This window comes from Arthrobacter sp. UYCo732 (genome assembly GCF_040547265.1).
Taxonomy (GTDB): domain Bacteria; phylum Actinomycetota; class Actinomycetes; order Actinomycetales; family Micrococcaceae; genus Arthrobacter.
The window spans coordinates 1-12,589 of sequence record NZ_JBEPPJ010000010.1; the positions used below are offsets into that span (position 1 = coordinate 1).

Sequence of the window (12,589 nt, forward strand, 5' to 3'; positions counted from 1 at the left end):
GGGTACTGCTCGGCGGCGAACCTCGAACACGTCAAAGACCTTGAAGCCGATGGCGCCACGGAGTTCTTCATCTCCACCCGGCGGATGAAACACGGGCGTCCGGTCCCGGAATCGCCCAGGGGCAGGATCCCGGCGGACGCGACACCGGTCGAACGGATGGCCCGGAAACTGAAAACGAAGAAGGGCCAGGCGGTCTACGCCCGGCGCAAAGCCATCGTGGAACCGGTCTTCGGACAGATCAACACCCGGCAAGGCAAGCATGTGCTGTTGCGCGGACTGGAGAAAGCATCCGGGGAGTGGAAGCTGATGGCTGGCTGCCACAACCTGCTCAAACTCTTCAGTTACCGCACCGCCACCGCCTGAACCCGACCGGGGACGGTGCCCCGGGATCGAACCTGCAGAACCGAACCGCGGCCCGCAGGAGCCCTTCCAGGTCTCCTACCGCCAAAATGCCAGAAGGCCCGCCCCCTTTCCAGAAAAACGAGACCGCCCCCGGGCCGTCACGGCTCAAACCTGCGGAACCGTCAAACCACTACCGACCCACGCACCTAGTGCTATGGGCGCGAAGTGGGCGCCGACACAATCCGTACCAGATGTTGCGCAGGTCACATGAAGTGCCTACCCTGAATGTGGCTGCAGAAGGCGCGGCCACTGGCCGCAGCGTCGCGGCCTCCCGGGTTGCAGCGTCGCAGCCATGCAAGGAAGGCATTTCACCTTGAACGATAAGCTCAGCATTCTTGTCCGTGTAGACCTCGACCACGCTAGGGCCCAGGTTCTCGCCAAGGGCCACGTCACCGTCCACAGCATCCAGGCCCTTTACGTTGTGGTGAAGCGCGCCAATGCTCTGAAGCACAACCTTGAACTGGAATTGGACATGCGGAATGCCCGCGTCGACCCCGAAGCGCTGCGCCAGCTGGAGGCCTGCTCCGCAACCCATCACCTGCCGGCCAGGATTGACCCGGAGCAGACCCGGTGCACGCTGAGCATCCTCCCGCCGCGCCGTGCCGATCACGTCCCGCTCCGCGCGGCTGCCTGAATCCTGCCCTCAGCGGAACCCTCTCCCAGCGGGAGTCCCGCCGTCGGGCATTAACGGCCGTTACCCGACGGCGGGAAGTCCGCCGGCCAGCTCCGCCGCCGGAGCGAGAGCCCAGCGCTCAGTGTCCGGTTGGAAGCAGACCACTACGGAGGCGCCCGACTCGCTTGCCTCATCGAGGGCAAACAGCAGGGCATCCTCGAGGTGCCGCGCATAATCCTGCCGCTCGGTGGACGAGCCCGGGAGCCCGCCGTCGTCAATGACCACGTGGGGTTTTCCGTCCACGATGACCTTGAGCGAGTAGCCTTGGTCGTCGTGGAGCGACCCCCGGGTGGACGCGATTTCCGTGACTTTGTCCGCCCGGACCAGGCTGTTGCTGATGGTGCGGATCCACACCTCACCCATGAGACCTCCTTGGCTGTGAGGGGCGGGTGGCAGCGCCCCACAAGGCAAACGTTAGTCCTCGCGGAGCTGCTTGTGACCCCCTGAATGCTGGGGAATTTCCCGCGGCATAAGATAAATCTGATGACTTCGCCAGGAACCTCGCCGCCGTTCAACTTCCGAAGCATCGCAATACCCGCGTTTGGGCCTCCCTTGCTGTTCTGCATCGGCGAAGGCGCCGTGCTTCCCGTGGTGGTCCTCTCCGCGCGAGACCTCGGCGCCTCGGTGGCGGTCTCCGCGCTGATTGTCACGCTGATCGGGCTCGGCTCATGGTTTTTCAACCTGCCGGCGTCGCTGATTACCCTCAAGTTCGGCGAACGGTGGTCGATTGTTGGTGCTGCCGCAGTTGGCGCCCTGGCGCTCGCAGCCGCCGCGATGTCTTCCTGGATTCCCAACGGACTGTGGCTGCTGGCGGTGGCGATGATCGTCGTCGGAATGGCCGCCAGCGTGTTCAGCCTGGCGCGGCAGAAGTACCTCACCGAGGCCGTGCCCGTTCAATTCCGGGCGCGGGCGCTGTCGACGCTGGGCGGGGTCAGCCGGATCGGCGTGTTTGTTGGGCCGTTCATTGGTGCCTTTGTGATGCAGTTCGCGGGGATCGCCGGCGCGTATTGGGTGGGCGTGGTGGGCATGGCGGCGGCCGCGGTTTTGGCGGTCACCATCCCGGACCTGGTGGTTCCGCCAGCGCCCGACGGCGGACACAGGACTCCGGAGCCGACGCTGCGGACCGTCGCGGTCTCGCATGCCGGCGTGTTCCTGACGCTGGGGGTGGGCATCCTGCTGCTCGGCGCGCTGCGCGCGTCGCGCCAGGTGGTCATCCCGTTGTGGGCCGACCATTTGGGGATGGATCCGGCCCAGGCATCGGTGATTTACGGGCTGTCCGGGGCGATCGACATGCTGGTGTTTTACCCTGCCGGCAAGGTGATGGACCGGCGGGGCAGGCTGTTCGTGGCCATCCCGTCCACCGTGATTATGGGCATCGCGATGCTGCTGATTCCGCTGTCTGCCTCGTTTACTGGACTGCTGCTGGCTGCTTTGCTGGTCGGTTTCGGGAACGGCATCAGTTCCGGGCTGATCATGACGCTCGGCGCCGACTTCTCGCCCGACCGTGGCCGCGGGCAGTTCCTTGGGCTGTGGCGGTTCATTGCCGACGCGGGTTCCACCGGCGGGCCTGTCCTGCTCTCCGGGGTCACGGCCTTGGCGACGTTGGGTGCGGGCGTCTCGGCCACCGGGTTCCTGGGGTTCGCGGCGGCCGGCGTGTTCGCGGTGGTGCTGCCCAGGCTGCGGCACCGGCGGAATTACTGAGTGCCGGCTGGACAGCGGGACAGGTTGTGCGTACATTCGAGGTGGGACTCGTCACATCCTTTGGATGGAGTTCCCCTCGTTGGCGTCGTGCAGGGCCTTCAGGAGATACCGCTGTAGCAAGCCGGCGGCCAAATGCACATCAGCGAAAGAGTGCCATCATGGCTACCTCGCATTTCACCAAGTTCCTTTCTGAAGCCACCGTTGCGGATTTCGATACCGACTGTCCCCTGTCCGCCGATTGTCTTTACGGCCTGTACACCAGCTGGTGCCTCCTTCAGGGGCTCAAGGCGAAACCCGATGACACTTTCCGAACGGCCATGCAACGGGCCGGCATCGATGTCCATAACAGCCGGCTACGGATGGTGGGCCCGGCCGCCGCGGATTACATCCTGTCCAGCTACCCGGCTGCAGCGTAACGATGTCTATCCATCCGTATGGCTCCAACGATTATGCCCTGCGAGCCGTCGGCGGGGATTACGTTCACTGTGGCGAGCCGATGCAGAAAGTGGGTTCAGACCTGCGCTGGCTCCCTGCCTCCGCCTTCACCGACCGGGCGAAGCTGGATGCCTTGGACGTTTACCTGACAACCCGGGTACTGCGTTGCCAATGCGGCTTCCAGATGGAGCTCCCCGCATGACATCCGATAGCCTGTCAAGGTCCGGAGCCGTACCGCATCGGTCTTGCACTCATCGGAATAGGTTGGTCACGCAGACATAGTCACAATCCCTTCAAACTGTGTCTCACATCACTAGTACACCTCACCTGTAGCCGCATCATTCAAGCGGGGTCTCGCGGTGCTGGAGAGCGGCGACTGGGGGCTCAACGGATGCACGGTGAGGGATTCTCATGATCATCTCGATGTCGTCAGTGGTGCTCGCTTATGTATTTCTCACGAGGGGCGGGTTTTCTATTTGAGGACGGTGCCGGTGGAGGGCACGACTGTTCCGGTGCCTAGGGTGCGTCCGCTGATGTCGATTTGTAACCGGCGCCGCTGAAGGGGTGCCTCCAGGGCGGTGGACAGTTCGGGAAGAGTGGATGTTTCGAGAAGGCGCAGCAGCTCCCGGACGTCGGCCCTGTCGTTGACGGTGACTTTCAGGGTCAAGTCCGGCTCTTCCGCGGTCCCGCGCAGGATGGCCGAAGAGCCAAGCACGCCGGGCAGGGTGTTGACCTGTTTCTCGACCGCCGTGGCCAGCACGGACGGCTCGCAGATGGTGCGGCCTTGGGCGCCGCCGGCGTGTAGGCGGTACGCGGCGGCCGGGTTCTTCCGCGGAATCTGCGCGGCGACCCACAGCAACCCCAGCCCACCGATAATGGCGCCGATGACCAGTAGAAGTACCACCGCCCATAATTGGGCAAAGAATGGATACAAATCATCCGAAACGACCTTCGCTCCCGCGGGTGCGGTGTTGGCGAGGCTTTGCAGTGCCCCGGCAGACTGCAGGAGCAACGCGATGCCGCCGGCCAGGAAAATGATTCCCACAATCGTCAGCCACGTGCGGTTCAAGGTTCCTGCCATCTGTCGCATTGGAAGCCTTCCTTCGGTAAATGGAGCGCGGGAGCGGACGTGGGTCTCAACTCTTGGATTCGACCGTGGCGGTAACACGCGGTACCGGGTCAAGCCCGATCGCCTTCAAGCGGTCGCGGACACTATCGGTGACGCGGGTACCCAGATCACCGGCGTCCCGCAGGGACGTCTTCACACTCAAGTGCACGCGCTTGTTGGTGGCGGTTGCTGAAGCCGAACTGACACCGTCGATCTGCACACACTGTGCCTTCGCCAGATGGGCCACGGCACTGCGGGTTATCACGGTCTCCCGCCCCTCGGCGTCATCGCCACTGGCGCTCCGGACCGTCAGGGCGCTAAACCTGCCCGGGATGAGGGCGCACAACAGCAGAATCAAACCCACCACGCCGGCGGCTATCCCGACACCCCACACATCCGGAGCGTTCCATGCCAGCCCCGTGAGCCAGTCACGGGGTCCGAGCAGGAGCGTGGACCAGGTGCCGTCAATCAACCGGGCGACAGTCAACCACACCAGGGCGACGCCGGCGGCCAGCAGCAGGATTCCGACGATCGACGCCGGAACGGTCCGGCTGGGCCGGCGTCGAAGCCGGGTCGATTGTCCGTTGTTCCGGCTCATAGCAGCCTCCTTCGTCCGCTGCCGTCACCACGGTCGGTCGTCAGCCATGAAACTCTGATATCTATCTGTCGGACTTCCACGCCGGTCAGTTCCGTCACCTTGGCCCGGATCCGCTCCCGCAACGCCTCGGTTGCCTGCCGTAACGGGACGGGGTAGAGCATCCCGACTTCGACGCTGAGGGTGGCGATGTTTCCGCTCAGTTCCACCGATGCCTTGGGACGGGCAGAGAGGTCCGCGTGGGTTCCGATGCCCAGGAAACCACCGGAGGAACCACCGGCCACCGATTCATCACTGGCGACCTGACTGGCGATTTTCTCGATCACCTTATCGGCCAGGACGGTCTGCCCGCGGGAGTCGATGTCACCTTTGCCGGTGTCATCGCCTGCGGTGGACGGCAGCGGGTGGGCGCCTTGCGGATTCATCGGCTCGATGCTTTACCGAAAAGGGCCGCCATGTCCAGCTTCCCCTCCGCTACCCGGCCAACCACCAAGCCGATGAAGCCCAAGGCGATCGCGGACACCAGAGCCCACCAGCCGCCGAAACCCAAAACAATTCCGAGTACCAGTCCTATCGCCAGGCACCACCGTGTAGTAGACATAGCCATCCTTTTCCTTTTCGGCCTTACTCGCGCACCGGCCGGGGGTTGCCGCCCGGTGCTGTGGACTTACTGAAGTTCGGTCTTTTGGTCCTTTTGGCCTTGCTGGTCCTGCTGGTCGTCATCGGGCAGGTGCACGTCGGTGACGTTGACGTTCACCTCCAGCACCTCCAGCCCGGTGGCATGCTCGACGGACTGGATAACGTTGCGGCGGATGCCCTGGCTGACATCCACGATCGAGATGCCGTAGTCCACGACGATCGAGACGTCGATGGCTGTCTGGCGTTCACCTTTTTCAACGCTAACGCCGCCGCTGACATTGGTCTGCGATCCCGGGATACGTTCGGCCAGGGCGCTGAACGCCCGCCGCCCCGCACTGCCCATGGCGTACACGCCCGGTACTTCACGGGTGGCCATGCCGGCCAGCTTCTGCACTACGGTTTCCTCAATCGTGGTATCGCCCCGGTCCGTGTGCAGCGCATCATGCCGTTTCGGCTGCTCCACCGATGCGTTGCGTTTCTGCTCCTCGGAGGTGGCGACAACGCCGGTGGAAGCGCCGGGGGTATTGGGTGACTCTGCCATGAAAAACAGCTCCTTCTCGAACATCGTGATCGTGCTTACATAGGTAAAGACGAAGCCGATCCTGAAACGTCACGCCGTGGCGCGAAGTATTTTTCTCCAGAGAGGACGCAACCAGGGAAGGTTCCCAGCCGATGCCCGGCTATGGCATATTGGGGCCAAGCGCCGGTACAGCACCGGACGGGACGGACAGCGCATGGATGATCATGGACCCGCCTTCGAAGCCGAACCGGACCTGGATGAAGGAAGTATCGTTGCCCGCGCCCAAGACGGCGACGTGGCAGCATTCGAACACCTGGTGATCACCTATCAGGACAGAGTCTTCCGGCTGGCGTATCGGATGCTCAACGACCGCGGACAAGCCGAAGACATCGTGCAGGAGACCCTGACAACAAGCTGGCGCGGCCTGCACATGCTCGCTGACGTCAACGCTTTTGGCGGCTGGATCTACCGGCTGGCGACCAACAAATGCCTGGACCTCCTGCGCAAACGAGCCACCCGTGCCGAGAAACTTACCAACCCGGACGACATCCGCTCCATCACCGAAACCGGCACCAACCGGGCGGCCGCCGGAACGGACCCGGCTCAGGAGGCCGAATGGTCCGCCCAACAAGACGGCCTGACTGCAGCGCTCAACGCGCTCCCCCCAACACAACGGGCCTGCTGGCTGCTAAGGGAAATGCACGGCCGCACTTACGCCGAAATTGGTGCCACACTGAAGATCAGCCCGACAGCGGTCCGCGGCACACTCGCCCGGGCACGGCACCAGATAGCAGAAGGGATGAGCCAATGGCGTTAGAAGACATCCCCCGCCTGGGCTGCGGGCGCAGCATCGACGGGATTTGGGCCACCATCAACGAGCCGCCCACCGCGCACGAAGCGCAGTGCGATCAATGCCAAACGGCCAGGACCCGGCTCAAAGGACTCCGTGAGGCAACGAGTTCACTACGCGAACGCGACCTGCACAACCCCGCTCTCAAACCGCGCCCCGGAGTAACGAACGCCATCATGGACGTTGCCCGCGCCGAGATCCGCCGCAGCAAACGGATACTCCTGCACAGCACAGACAACGGCGCAACCGAGATCAGCGAGCAAGCCCTAAGCTCCCTCATCCGCTTCGCAGCAACGACGATCCCCGGAATTCACTCACGGCGCTGCCGCATCGAAATACGCTCCGCCGCCGACAGCCTGTCCGCTGAGTACAACCCGACCGGAAACATCCGCACGACCACCACTGCCGGCCCCCACCTCATAGTCAATCTCAGGGTTGCCGCCGCCGCGGGCATCGACATCCCCCGAACCGTTGCCGCGCTGCGGCACGAGATCGGCAACGCCATTCCGGCCGGTGTCGGCATCAGTGCCGGAACCATCAACATCACAGTCGAGGACCTCTACGATGTCTGACCCAACCCTCCACGGCCAAGTAATCACCAGCCAGCTGATCGCCTCCCTCGCCGCCCGCACCGCCTTGGAAACGCGCGGAGTCCTCAGGCTCGAACCCACCATCAAAGGTTTCCTGGCCCGCCTGGGCCCCGCCGCACTGCAAAACTTCCGCAACCCCGGAAGCCAAAACGGCACCTACCGACACGACGGCGTCGCCGCCACGATCAGCGACGGCACCGCACACGTCCACCTCGACATCGCTACCGACATCGCCTGGACCGCCCTCACCGTCGCCGAAGCAGTACAACAACGCGTGCGCGAGAGGATCAGCCACACCGGCCTAACCCCAGGCCGCGTCGACATCTGCATTCTCGCCATAGAACCTCAATCGTGGAAAAGACCCGTGTAGCGTACGTTCAAGAGCGTCCTTGGCTGCCATCCTGATTGGCACCTGCCAAGCCCGACCCGCGGGTCCGTTATGCAGCACGCCGCCGCGAGGCTGAAGGCGCCGCCTTGCTTGAAGTGGTGCACAAGGGATCGCCGGACTTCCCGATCGACAGGATCTTCCCGTTCTCGCGGTCTTCGCCGTCGCCGACAACGCCCTGATCAATATGCTCATGGCGGCCCGCCTTATCTGCGGCATGGGGTCGGTGGTGGTTTCCGGCGACACCGGCGTGAGCGAGAACCTGATCGATTGGGTCCGGGGCTGCGACTGCGTCGTCCACGAAGTCATCGACCCGCAGTTCGCCGAGGACCTCGCCGCCACCCCGCCATCGGCGACGCTGTCCTGAAGCACGACGGCGGGACTCACCCAGGGGGGACTACCTCCTCGGTGAGTCCCGCCGTCGTGCGGCGTATGAGAACAGCGATGTAGTGGCCACGGTGGCCAGATACCCGGCGATCACAATGAGTGCGATGCCGGCCCAGAAGTAGTTGGTGGTGCTGCCTTCCTGCAGCGGGCCCGGCGCGATCTTGGCGAGCGAATACACCGCCACCGCGGCCGACGCCAGCCCGAGAGCCACCGGCAGCTGAAGCCAGATCCGGGCCGAGCCAAGGTGCCTGCCGAACCCGTCCCACACATTCCATGTCCCGCCGCACCTGAGGATCAGCCAGCCGGCGGGGATCATAAACGCCCCAACCAGGAGGAAGGCGGCCACCACGTCCGCCGGCCGGTGCCACTGGTTGATCAGCGTGGACGCGCCGGACGCGATCGCGAATGTGCCGCCCACAAAACCCGCCAGCGGACGCCACCGCGGCGAGGACATCAGGAACACCGCAGCCGCAGCCGACGCCGCCAGCGTGGTGTGCCCGGACGGCAGCGAGTTGAGTTCCAGCGTGACCACACCCGTGTCGGGCCGCGCCGGCAGCACCTCCTTCAGGACCTGGGTGGCAATATTCGCGCCGATGCAGGCCGTGATGGCGATCCCGGCAGCCGACCACCGCCGTCGGATCACCGTGACAAACAGAACCACGACGGCGGCCATCACCAGGGAGATGGTGGGCAGCCAATCCAGGAACTCGGTGGCAGCCTTGCCTGCGGGCCCATGGACGTCAACGGCCTCAACCAGCGCGGACTCGTCGATGAATTGGCCGGTGGTGGTCTGGACGAAGTAGTAGTACGTGGCGATCAGACCCACAACGCAGGCGAGCGTGGCGAAAGAGAACATAAAGCCGGAGCCCGGGGCTGGGCGTGTGGGGGTCCTGGTGCGCGCGGGTGGTGAAAGCGTCATCAGTTAAGGGTGTCACACAAATCTGTGGGTCCGTGACCCAACCGGGTTGCCCGATCTGTCGTTTTCAAGCTTCGGAACGACAGTCCGCGCTGCTTACTTGGTCGGGCAGCGGCTACTGGGGCGGGACTTCGGGAACCGCGGCGTCCGGGAGGCGCGGGAGGCTGGCCGCCGCAATGAGCAACGCCAGCGCCCCGAGTCCGAACGGCAGCGCGGTGAGGGTGGCGATCCCGCCCACCAGCAGCGGCCCGCCGGCATCGCCGAGTTCGCGCCCGAGCTCCGCGGACCCCATGGTCCGGCCCATCCGCTCCGGCGGCGTGGTGTCTGCCAAATGAGCGAAACCGAGCGGTGTGGCCAGGCCAATGCCGGCCCCGATAGCTGCGGCGGCAAGGAAAAGGGTGACCGGCCCGGGGATGAGTGCGATGAGTGCGACACCGGCGGCGGTGAGAAGGAGTCCCGCCGTCGTTCCGTGGTTGTCGCTGATGCGGCGAGCGTCCCGCAGCCTGCCGATCCTGGGCTGGATAAGCACGGAGGTGATGGCCAGGACACTGACGGCGGCCGTTCCGGCAACAGGGCCAAGGCCGTGCCGCGTTGCCAGAGCGGGAATGAAGCCGATCGCCGCGCCGAGCGCGCCCGTCGAGGCCGCCAGCACCAGCGTGGGAACCAGGAAGCGCCGTTCGGTGACCTGGCGGGCAAGGTCCACCACGGTGTACCGCTGCCGGGGGAGCGGCGGCAGGCCGGGAACGGACACCATCACCCATACCGCGGTGGCCGCCGCCAGAACCGACAGGGCGCCGAACAGCAGCGCAAATCCGCCCGCGAGAATCAGGCCCGCACCCAGCAGCGGGCCTATGACATAGCCCAGGCTTTTCCAGGAACCGTACCGGCCGAAGTACGTCCCGGCTTTCTTGCCCGCCGCCAGCCGCGCCACCATGGCCGACGACGCCGGCGAGAAGGCCGACGCCGCGGCGCCCTGCCCCAGCCGCGCGAGTCCGAGCATGAGGGGATCGGCCGCCCAGAGCCCGATCAGCGACAGTGCCGCGAAGGCCAGGAGCCCGCTGACGATCACAGGTTTGGTGCCGATCCTGTCGCTCAGGGCCCCAAAGACTGGCTTAAGGAAGACCTCGGAAACGTCATAGAGGGCGAGCAGGATGCCCAGATTGAGCAGTGTCAGGCCGATGTTTGCGCTCTGCGCGCCCAGGCCGGCGGCAATGCTGTGGGCACCGAACGCGGTGACGAATCCTGCCGCGTACAGCGGGACGGTGGCGGTGCGGGCCTGCAGTCTTTCGGCGCCGATCATGACGGGCACTTCCTTCCTCCCAAGTAAGTAGCAGGAGATGTCATTATGAGGGCCCAAACGACATTTGCTGCTACTTACTTGGGGCGGCGCCCTGGGCTTGGGGTGATTGGGGGCCCAAAGCCTTAGGTGAGCGAGGCCGCCAGCTCCTCGATGATCTCGAACTGTTCGCGCAAGCCGCCCTCCATGCCGGACTTCGCAATCATGTCCCGGACTTCCTTGCTGCCCGCCTCCGTGCGGATGCTGACCAAAGTAGCGCCGCCGTCGTGCGTGTCCTCGAAGGTGACGGTGTTGAGCACTGCACCCTCCTCGCTGGCCGTCGCCGCGCCCGGCCTCTCCATGACCTCGGTGTTGACGATCCGTTCAGTGGGCACGATCTCGCGGTATGTGCCGTGGAATGCCACCTGGAACTCGCCGTGCGCCGTCATGACAAACCGCCACGCGCCGCCCACCCGAAGGTCCATGTCCGCCACCGTCATCTCACCGCGCCGGCCCGGCCACCACTTTTTCACCAGCTCCGGGGTAGTCCAGGCACGGTACACGAGGTGCCGGGGCGCGTTCACCGTGCGGGTGATCAGGATTTCGGTGTCGCTGGGAAACGTCACGTCCAGGGTCCCGCTGCGTGCCTGTGCCATTGCCTTGCTCCTTATCAGTGCTCGACTTCCAGCTTGAGGTCATCCACCACGTCGTCGAGGAGGTCGAACCGTTCCTCCCAGAGGTGCTGGTAGCTGGCAACCCAGTCGTGGATGGGCTTGAGTGCCTGCGGATTCAGCCGGTAGAGGCGCTGCCGGCCTGCATCGCGGACGACGACGGCACCCACCTCGCGCAGCACCCGCAAGTGCCGTGACACGTGCGGCTGCGCCAGGTCCAGGAGGTCAACCAGCTCGCCGACCGGGCGCTCGCCGTGGGCGAGGGCGTCCAGGATATCGCGACGGCGCGGCTCGGCCACCGCGTTGAACGCATCTGCTGTTGTTGCTGCCCGAGCCATACGGCGATTGTATACCCATATGGATATGTGATGGAAGGGTTGTTGGCGCCGGGCCTGCAAAGGTCTAACGTCACAGCCATGACCATCATCGATAACGCGGTGTATGTGGACGGGGTCCGGACTGCGGATCCGGAGGACCTGGACGAGACCTATTTCCTCCTCCGCCAGCGCGAAGGCATGGCCTGGATCGGGCTGTACCGCCCCGATGCCGAGGAGCTGCAGTCGGTGGCCGAGGAATTCGACCTGAGCCCGCTGGCAGTGGAGGACGCCCTGGCCGGACACCAGCGCGCCAAGCTGGAGCATTACGGCGAGTGCGCATTCCTGGTGCTTCGCCCCGCGCGCTACCTGGACGACCTCGAAAAGGTGGACTTCGGCGAGATCCACGTCTTCGTCGGCGCCGACTACGTAGTGACCGTCCGGCATGCGGAATCACCGGACCTGGCCAAGGTGCGCCGCCGGATGGAATCGATGCCGGAGTTCCTGACCCTGGGACCGGACGCCGTGCTGTACGCCATCCTTGACCAGGTAGTGGACGAATACGAGCCCGTCGCCGCCGGCCTGGAGAACGACGTGGACGAGATCGAGGACGACCTCTTCGGTGCCGATCCGGAGGTGTCACGCCGGATCTACGAACTGTCCCGCCAGGTCATCACCTTCCAGCGCGCCACCAGTCCGCTGGTCGGGATCCTCCAGGTTCTCATCGCAGGAACACCTGAGCGCGAACAGTCAGCCGAGCTGCGGGACCATTTCCGCGACGTCCTGGACCACGCGATCCGGCTGAACGAACGGGTTGCGTCGTTCCGCGCGCTGCTGCAGAATGCCCTGGCCGTCAACGCAGCCCTGGTTGCGCAGCGCCAGAACGACGAAATGCGCCTCCTCACCGAGTCCAGCTACGCGCAGAACGAGCAGGTCAAACGCATTTCATCGTGGGCCGCCATCCTGTTCGCACCGACCCTGGTGGCCTCGATCTACGGCATGAATTTCCACGAAATGCCCGAGCTTACCTGGCTGTTTGGGTACCCCTTTGCCCTCGGTCTGATGGTGGTCATGGGATTCGTCCTGTTCTGGACGTTCAAGCACAACAAGTGGATCTAGTCCGGCCG

General features: G+C 64.7%; 20 protein-coding genes and 1 pseudogene. 11 read left to right on the forward strand and 10 right to left on the reverse strand.

Going from position 1 to position 12,589, the window contains the following annotated elements:
- Positions 1-363: transposase (locus ABIB45_RS13515; RefSeq protein ID WP_354216377.1), on the forward strand; the 363-nt coding region annotated here is incomplete at its 5' end.
- 352 nt (positions 364-715) lie between these two features.
- On the forward strand, positions 716-1,036 hold the full coding sequence (locus tag ABIB45_RS13520; RefSeq protein ID WP_354216378.1) for a hypothetical protein: 321 nt from the start codon (positions 716-718) through the stop codon (positions 1,034-1,036).
- A 60-nt stretch (positions 1,037-1,096) separates the two neighbouring features.
- Here ABIB45_RS13520 and ABIB45_RS13525 read toward each other — a convergent pair whose 3' ends face one another.
- On the reverse strand, positions 1,097-1,438 hold the full coding sequence (locus tag ABIB45_RS13525; RefSeq protein WP_354216380.1) for a hypothetical protein: 342 nt from the start codon (positions 1,436-1,438) through the stop codon (positions 1,097-1,099).
- Between the two features lie 120 nt (positions 1,439-1,558).
- Between ABIB45_RS13525 and ABIB45_RS13530 the strand changes: the two genes are divergently transcribed.
- The 3 genes from ABIB45_RS13530 (at position 1,559) to ABIB45_RS13540 (ending at position 3,413) form a co-directional block, all read left to right on the forward strand.
- Complete coding sequence (locus ABIB45_RS13530) at positions 1,559-2,776, forward strand: MFS transporter (RefSeq protein WP_354216381.1); 1,218 nt, start codon at positions 1,559-1,561, stop codon at positions 2,774-2,776.
- A 158-nt stretch (positions 2,777-2,934) separates the two neighbouring features.
- Positions 2,935-3,192 carry a hypothetical protein gene (locus tag ABIB45_RS13535; RefSeq protein ID WP_354216382.1) on the forward strand — a complete coding sequence of 86 codons (258 nt, stop codon included), beginning with the start codon at positions 2,935-2,937 and terminating at the stop codon, positions 3,190-3,192.
- Between the two features lie 2 nt (positions 3,193-3,194).
- On the forward strand, positions 3,195-3,413 hold the full coding sequence (locus ABIB45_RS13540) for a hypothetical protein (protein WP_354216383.1): 219 nt from the start codon (positions 3,195-3,197) through the stop codon (positions 3,411-3,413).
- 270 nt (positions 3,414-3,683) lie between these two features.
- Here the strand turns inward: ABIB45_RS13540 and ABIB45_RS13545 are convergent, their stop codons facing one another.
- The 5 genes from ABIB45_RS13545 to ABIB45_RS13565 form a co-directional block, all read right to left on the reverse strand.
- The gene (locus tag ABIB45_RS13545) at positions 3,684-4,301 is read right to left on the reverse strand and encodes an Asp23/Gls24 family envelope stress response protein (RefSeq protein WP_354216384.1); all 618 of its coding nucleotides are present in this window, start codon (positions 4,299-4,301) and stop codon (positions 3,684-3,686) included.
- Positions 4,302-4,347: 46 nt separating this feature from the next.
- Positions 4,348-4,917, reverse strand: coding sequence for a DUF6286 domain-containing protein (locus ABIB45_RS13550; RefSeq protein ID WP_354216385.1), 570 nt, complete (start codon positions 4,915-4,917; stop codon positions 4,348-4,350).
- A complete protein-coding gene (locus ABIB45_RS13555; protein ID WP_354216386.1) occupies positions 4,914-5,339 on the reverse strand; it encodes an Asp23/Gls24 family envelope stress response protein in 426 nt (141 codons plus the stop codon). Before ABIB45_RS13555 ends, ABIB45_RS13550 begins: the two co-directional genes overlap by 4 nt.
- Positions 5,336-5,515 carry a hypothetical protein gene (locus ABIB45_RS13560; RefSeq protein WP_354216387.1) on the reverse strand — a complete coding sequence of 60 codons (180 nt, stop codon included), beginning with the start codon at positions 5,513-5,515 and terminating at the stop codon, positions 5,336-5,338. Before ABIB45_RS13560 ends, ABIB45_RS13555 begins: the two co-directional genes overlap by 4 nt.
- 66 nt (positions 5,516-5,581) lie before the next feature.
- The gene (locus ABIB45_RS13565; protein WP_354216388.1) at positions 5,582-6,094 is read right to left on the reverse strand and encodes an Asp23/Gls24 family envelope stress response protein; all 513 of its coding nucleotides are present in this window, start codon (positions 6,092-6,094) and stop codon (positions 5,582-5,584) included.
- 193 nt (positions 6,095-6,287) lie between these two features.
- Between ABIB45_RS13565 and ABIB45_RS13570 the strand changes: the two genes are divergently transcribed.
- The 5 genes and pseudogenes from ABIB45_RS13570 (at position 6,288) to ABIB45_RS13590 (ending at position 8,265) form a co-directional block, all read left to right on the forward strand.
- The gene (locus ABIB45_RS13570) at positions 6,288-6,890 is read left to right on the forward strand and encodes an RNA polymerase sigma factor (protein ID WP_354216389.1); all 603 of its coding nucleotides are present in this window, start codon (positions 6,288-6,290) and stop codon (positions 6,888-6,890) included.
- A complete protein-coding gene (locus tag ABIB45_RS13575; protein WP_354216390.1) occupies positions 6,881-7,495 on the forward strand; it encodes an Asp23/Gls24 family envelope stress response protein in 615 nt (204 codons plus the stop codon). The genes ABIB45_RS13570 and ABIB45_RS13575 overlap by 10 nt, the downstream gene beginning before the upstream one ends.
- Complete coding sequence (locus tag ABIB45_RS13580) at positions 7,488-7,883, forward strand: Asp23/Gls24 family envelope stress response protein (protein WP_354216391.1); 396 nt, start codon at positions 7,488-7,490, stop codon at positions 7,881-7,883. Before ABIB45_RS13575 ends, ABIB45_RS13580 begins: the two co-directional genes overlap by 8 nt.
- Positions 7,884-7,966: 83 nt before the next feature.
- Positions 7,967-8,118, forward strand: a pseudogene (locus ABIB45_RS13585) (amino acid permease); the annotation flags it as partial.
- Entirely contained in the window at positions 8,092-8,265 is a 174-nt protein-coding gene (locus tag ABIB45_RS13590) for an MBL fold metallo-hydrolase (protein WP_354216505.1), read from the forward strand. The pseudogene ABIB45_RS13585 and the gene ABIB45_RS13590, both read left to right, overlap by 27 nt.
- 30 nt (positions 8,266-8,295) lie before the next feature.
- On the opposite strand, the gene ABIB45_RS13595 is transcribed toward ABIB45_RS13590, so the two are convergent.
- The 4 genes from ABIB45_RS13595 to ABIB45_RS13610 all read right to left on the reverse strand — a co-directional run bounded on the left by ABIB45_RS13595 (position 8,296) and on the right by ABIB45_RS13610 (position 11,486).
- Entirely contained in the window at positions 8,296-9,204 is a 909-nt protein-coding gene (locus ABIB45_RS13595; RefSeq protein WP_354216393.1) for a phosphatase PAP2 family protein, read from the reverse strand.
- A gap of 112 nt (positions 9,205-9,316) precedes the next feature.
- Positions 9,317-10,501: an MFS transporter gene (locus ABIB45_RS13600; RefSeq protein ID WP_354216499.1), complete on the reverse strand. Its 1,185-nt coding sequence runs from the start codon at positions 10,499-10,501 to the stop codon at positions 9,317-9,319.
- 122 nt (positions 10,502-10,623) lie between these two features.
- Positions 10,624-11,133 (reverse strand): SRPBCC family protein, encoded by a 510-nt coding sequence (locus ABIB45_RS13605; RefSeq protein ID WP_354216394.1) that lies wholly within the window; start codon positions 11,131-11,133, stop codon positions 10,624-10,626.
- A 14-nt stretch (positions 11,134-11,147) separates the two neighbouring features.
- Positions 11,148-11,486, reverse strand: coding sequence for an ArsR/SmtB family transcription factor (locus ABIB45_RS13610; protein WP_354216395.1), 339 nt, complete (start codon positions 11,484-11,486; stop codon positions 11,148-11,150).
- A 78-nt stretch (positions 11,487-11,564) separates the two neighbouring features.
- Here ABIB45_RS13610 and ABIB45_RS13615 point away from each other — a divergent pair, with 78 nt between their 5' ends.
- Positions 11,565-12,581 (forward strand): magnesium and cobalt transport protein CorA, encoded by a 1,017-nt coding sequence (locus tag ABIB45_RS13615; RefSeq protein WP_354216500.1) that lies wholly within the window; start codon positions 11,565-11,567, stop codon positions 12,579-12,581.
- The last annotated feature ends 8 nt before the right edge of the window (positions 12,582-12,589 follow it).

What these genes read in the sequence shown, in the direction of transcription:
- ABIB45_RS13580 (WP_354216391.1), top strand. Translation starts at nt 7,488, where the DNA reads ATGTCTGACCCAACCCTCCACGGCCAAGTAATCACCAGCCAGCTGATC.
- ABIB45_RS13605 (WP_354216394.1), bottom strand. Translation starts at nt 11,133, where the DNA reads ATGGCACAGGCACGCAGCGGGACCCTGGACGTGACGTTTCCCAGCGAC.
- ABIB45_RS13540 (WP_354216383.1), top strand. Translation starts at nt 3,195, where the DNA reads ATGTCTATCCATCCGTATGGCTCCAACGATTATGCCCTGCGAGCCGTC.
- ABIB45_RS13610 (WP_354216395.1), bottom strand. Translation starts at nt 11,486, where the DNA reads ATGGCTCGGGCAGCAACAACAGCAGATGCGTTCAACGCGGTGGCCGAG.
- ABIB45_RS13575 (WP_354216390.1), top strand. Translation starts at nt 6,881, where the DNA reads ATGGCGTTAGAAGACATCCCCCGCCTGGGCTGCGGGCGCAGCATCGAC.
- ABIB45_RS13595 (WP_354216393.1), bottom strand. Translation starts at nt 9,204, where the DNA reads ATGACGCTTTCACCACCCGCGCGCACCAGGACCCCCACACGCCCAGCC.
- ABIB45_RS13600 (WP_354216499.1), bottom strand. Translation starts at nt 10,501, where the DNA reads ATGATCGGCGCCGAAAGACTGCAGGCCCGCACCGCCACCGTCCCGCTG.
- ABIB45_RS13535 (WP_354216382.1), top strand. Translation starts at nt 2,935, where the DNA reads ATGGCTACCTCGCATTTCACCAAGTTCCTTTCTGAAGCCACCGTTGCG.
- ABIB45_RS13525 (WP_354216380.1), bottom strand. Translation starts at nt 1,438, where the DNA reads ATGGGTGAGGTGTGGATCCGCACCATCAGCAACAGCCTGGTCCGGGCG.
- ABIB45_RS13555 (WP_354216386.1), bottom strand. Translation starts at nt 5,339, where the DNA reads ATGAATCCGCAAGGCGCCCACCCGCTGCCGTCCACCGCAGGCGATGAC.
- ABIB45_RS13565 (WP_354216388.1), bottom strand. Translation starts at nt 6,094, where the DNA reads ATGGCAGAGTCACCCAATACCCCCGGCGCTTCCACCGGCGTTGTCGCC.
- ABIB45_RS13545 (WP_354216384.1), bottom strand. Translation starts at nt 4,301, where the DNA reads ATGCGACAGATGGCAGGAACCTTGAACCGCACGTGGCTGACGATTGTG.
- ABIB45_RS13560 (WP_354216387.1), bottom strand. Translation starts at nt 5,515, where the DNA reads ATGTCTACTACACGGTGGTGCCTGGCGATAGGACTGGTACTCGGAATT.
- ABIB45_RS13570 (WP_354216389.1), top strand. Translation starts at nt 6,288, where the DNA reads ATGGATGATCATGGACCCGCCTTCGAAGCCGAACCGGACCTGGATGAA.
- ABIB45_RS13590 (WP_354216505.1), top strand. Translation starts at nt 8,092, where the DNA reads ATGGCGGCCCGCCTTATCTGCGGCATGGGGTCGGTGGTGGTTTCCGGC.
- ABIB45_RS13550 (WP_354216385.1), bottom strand. Translation starts at nt 4,917, where the DNA reads ATGAGCCGGAACAACGGACAATCGACCCGGCTTCGACGCCGGCCCAGC.
- ABIB45_RS13615 (WP_354216500.1), top strand. Translation starts at nt 11,565, where the DNA reads ATGACCATCATCGATAACGCGGTGTATGTGGACGGGGTCCGGACTGCG.
- ABIB45_RS13530 (WP_354216381.1), top strand. Translation starts at nt 1,559, where the DNA reads ATGACTTCGCCAGGAACCTCGCCGCCGTTCAACTTCCGAAGCATCGCA.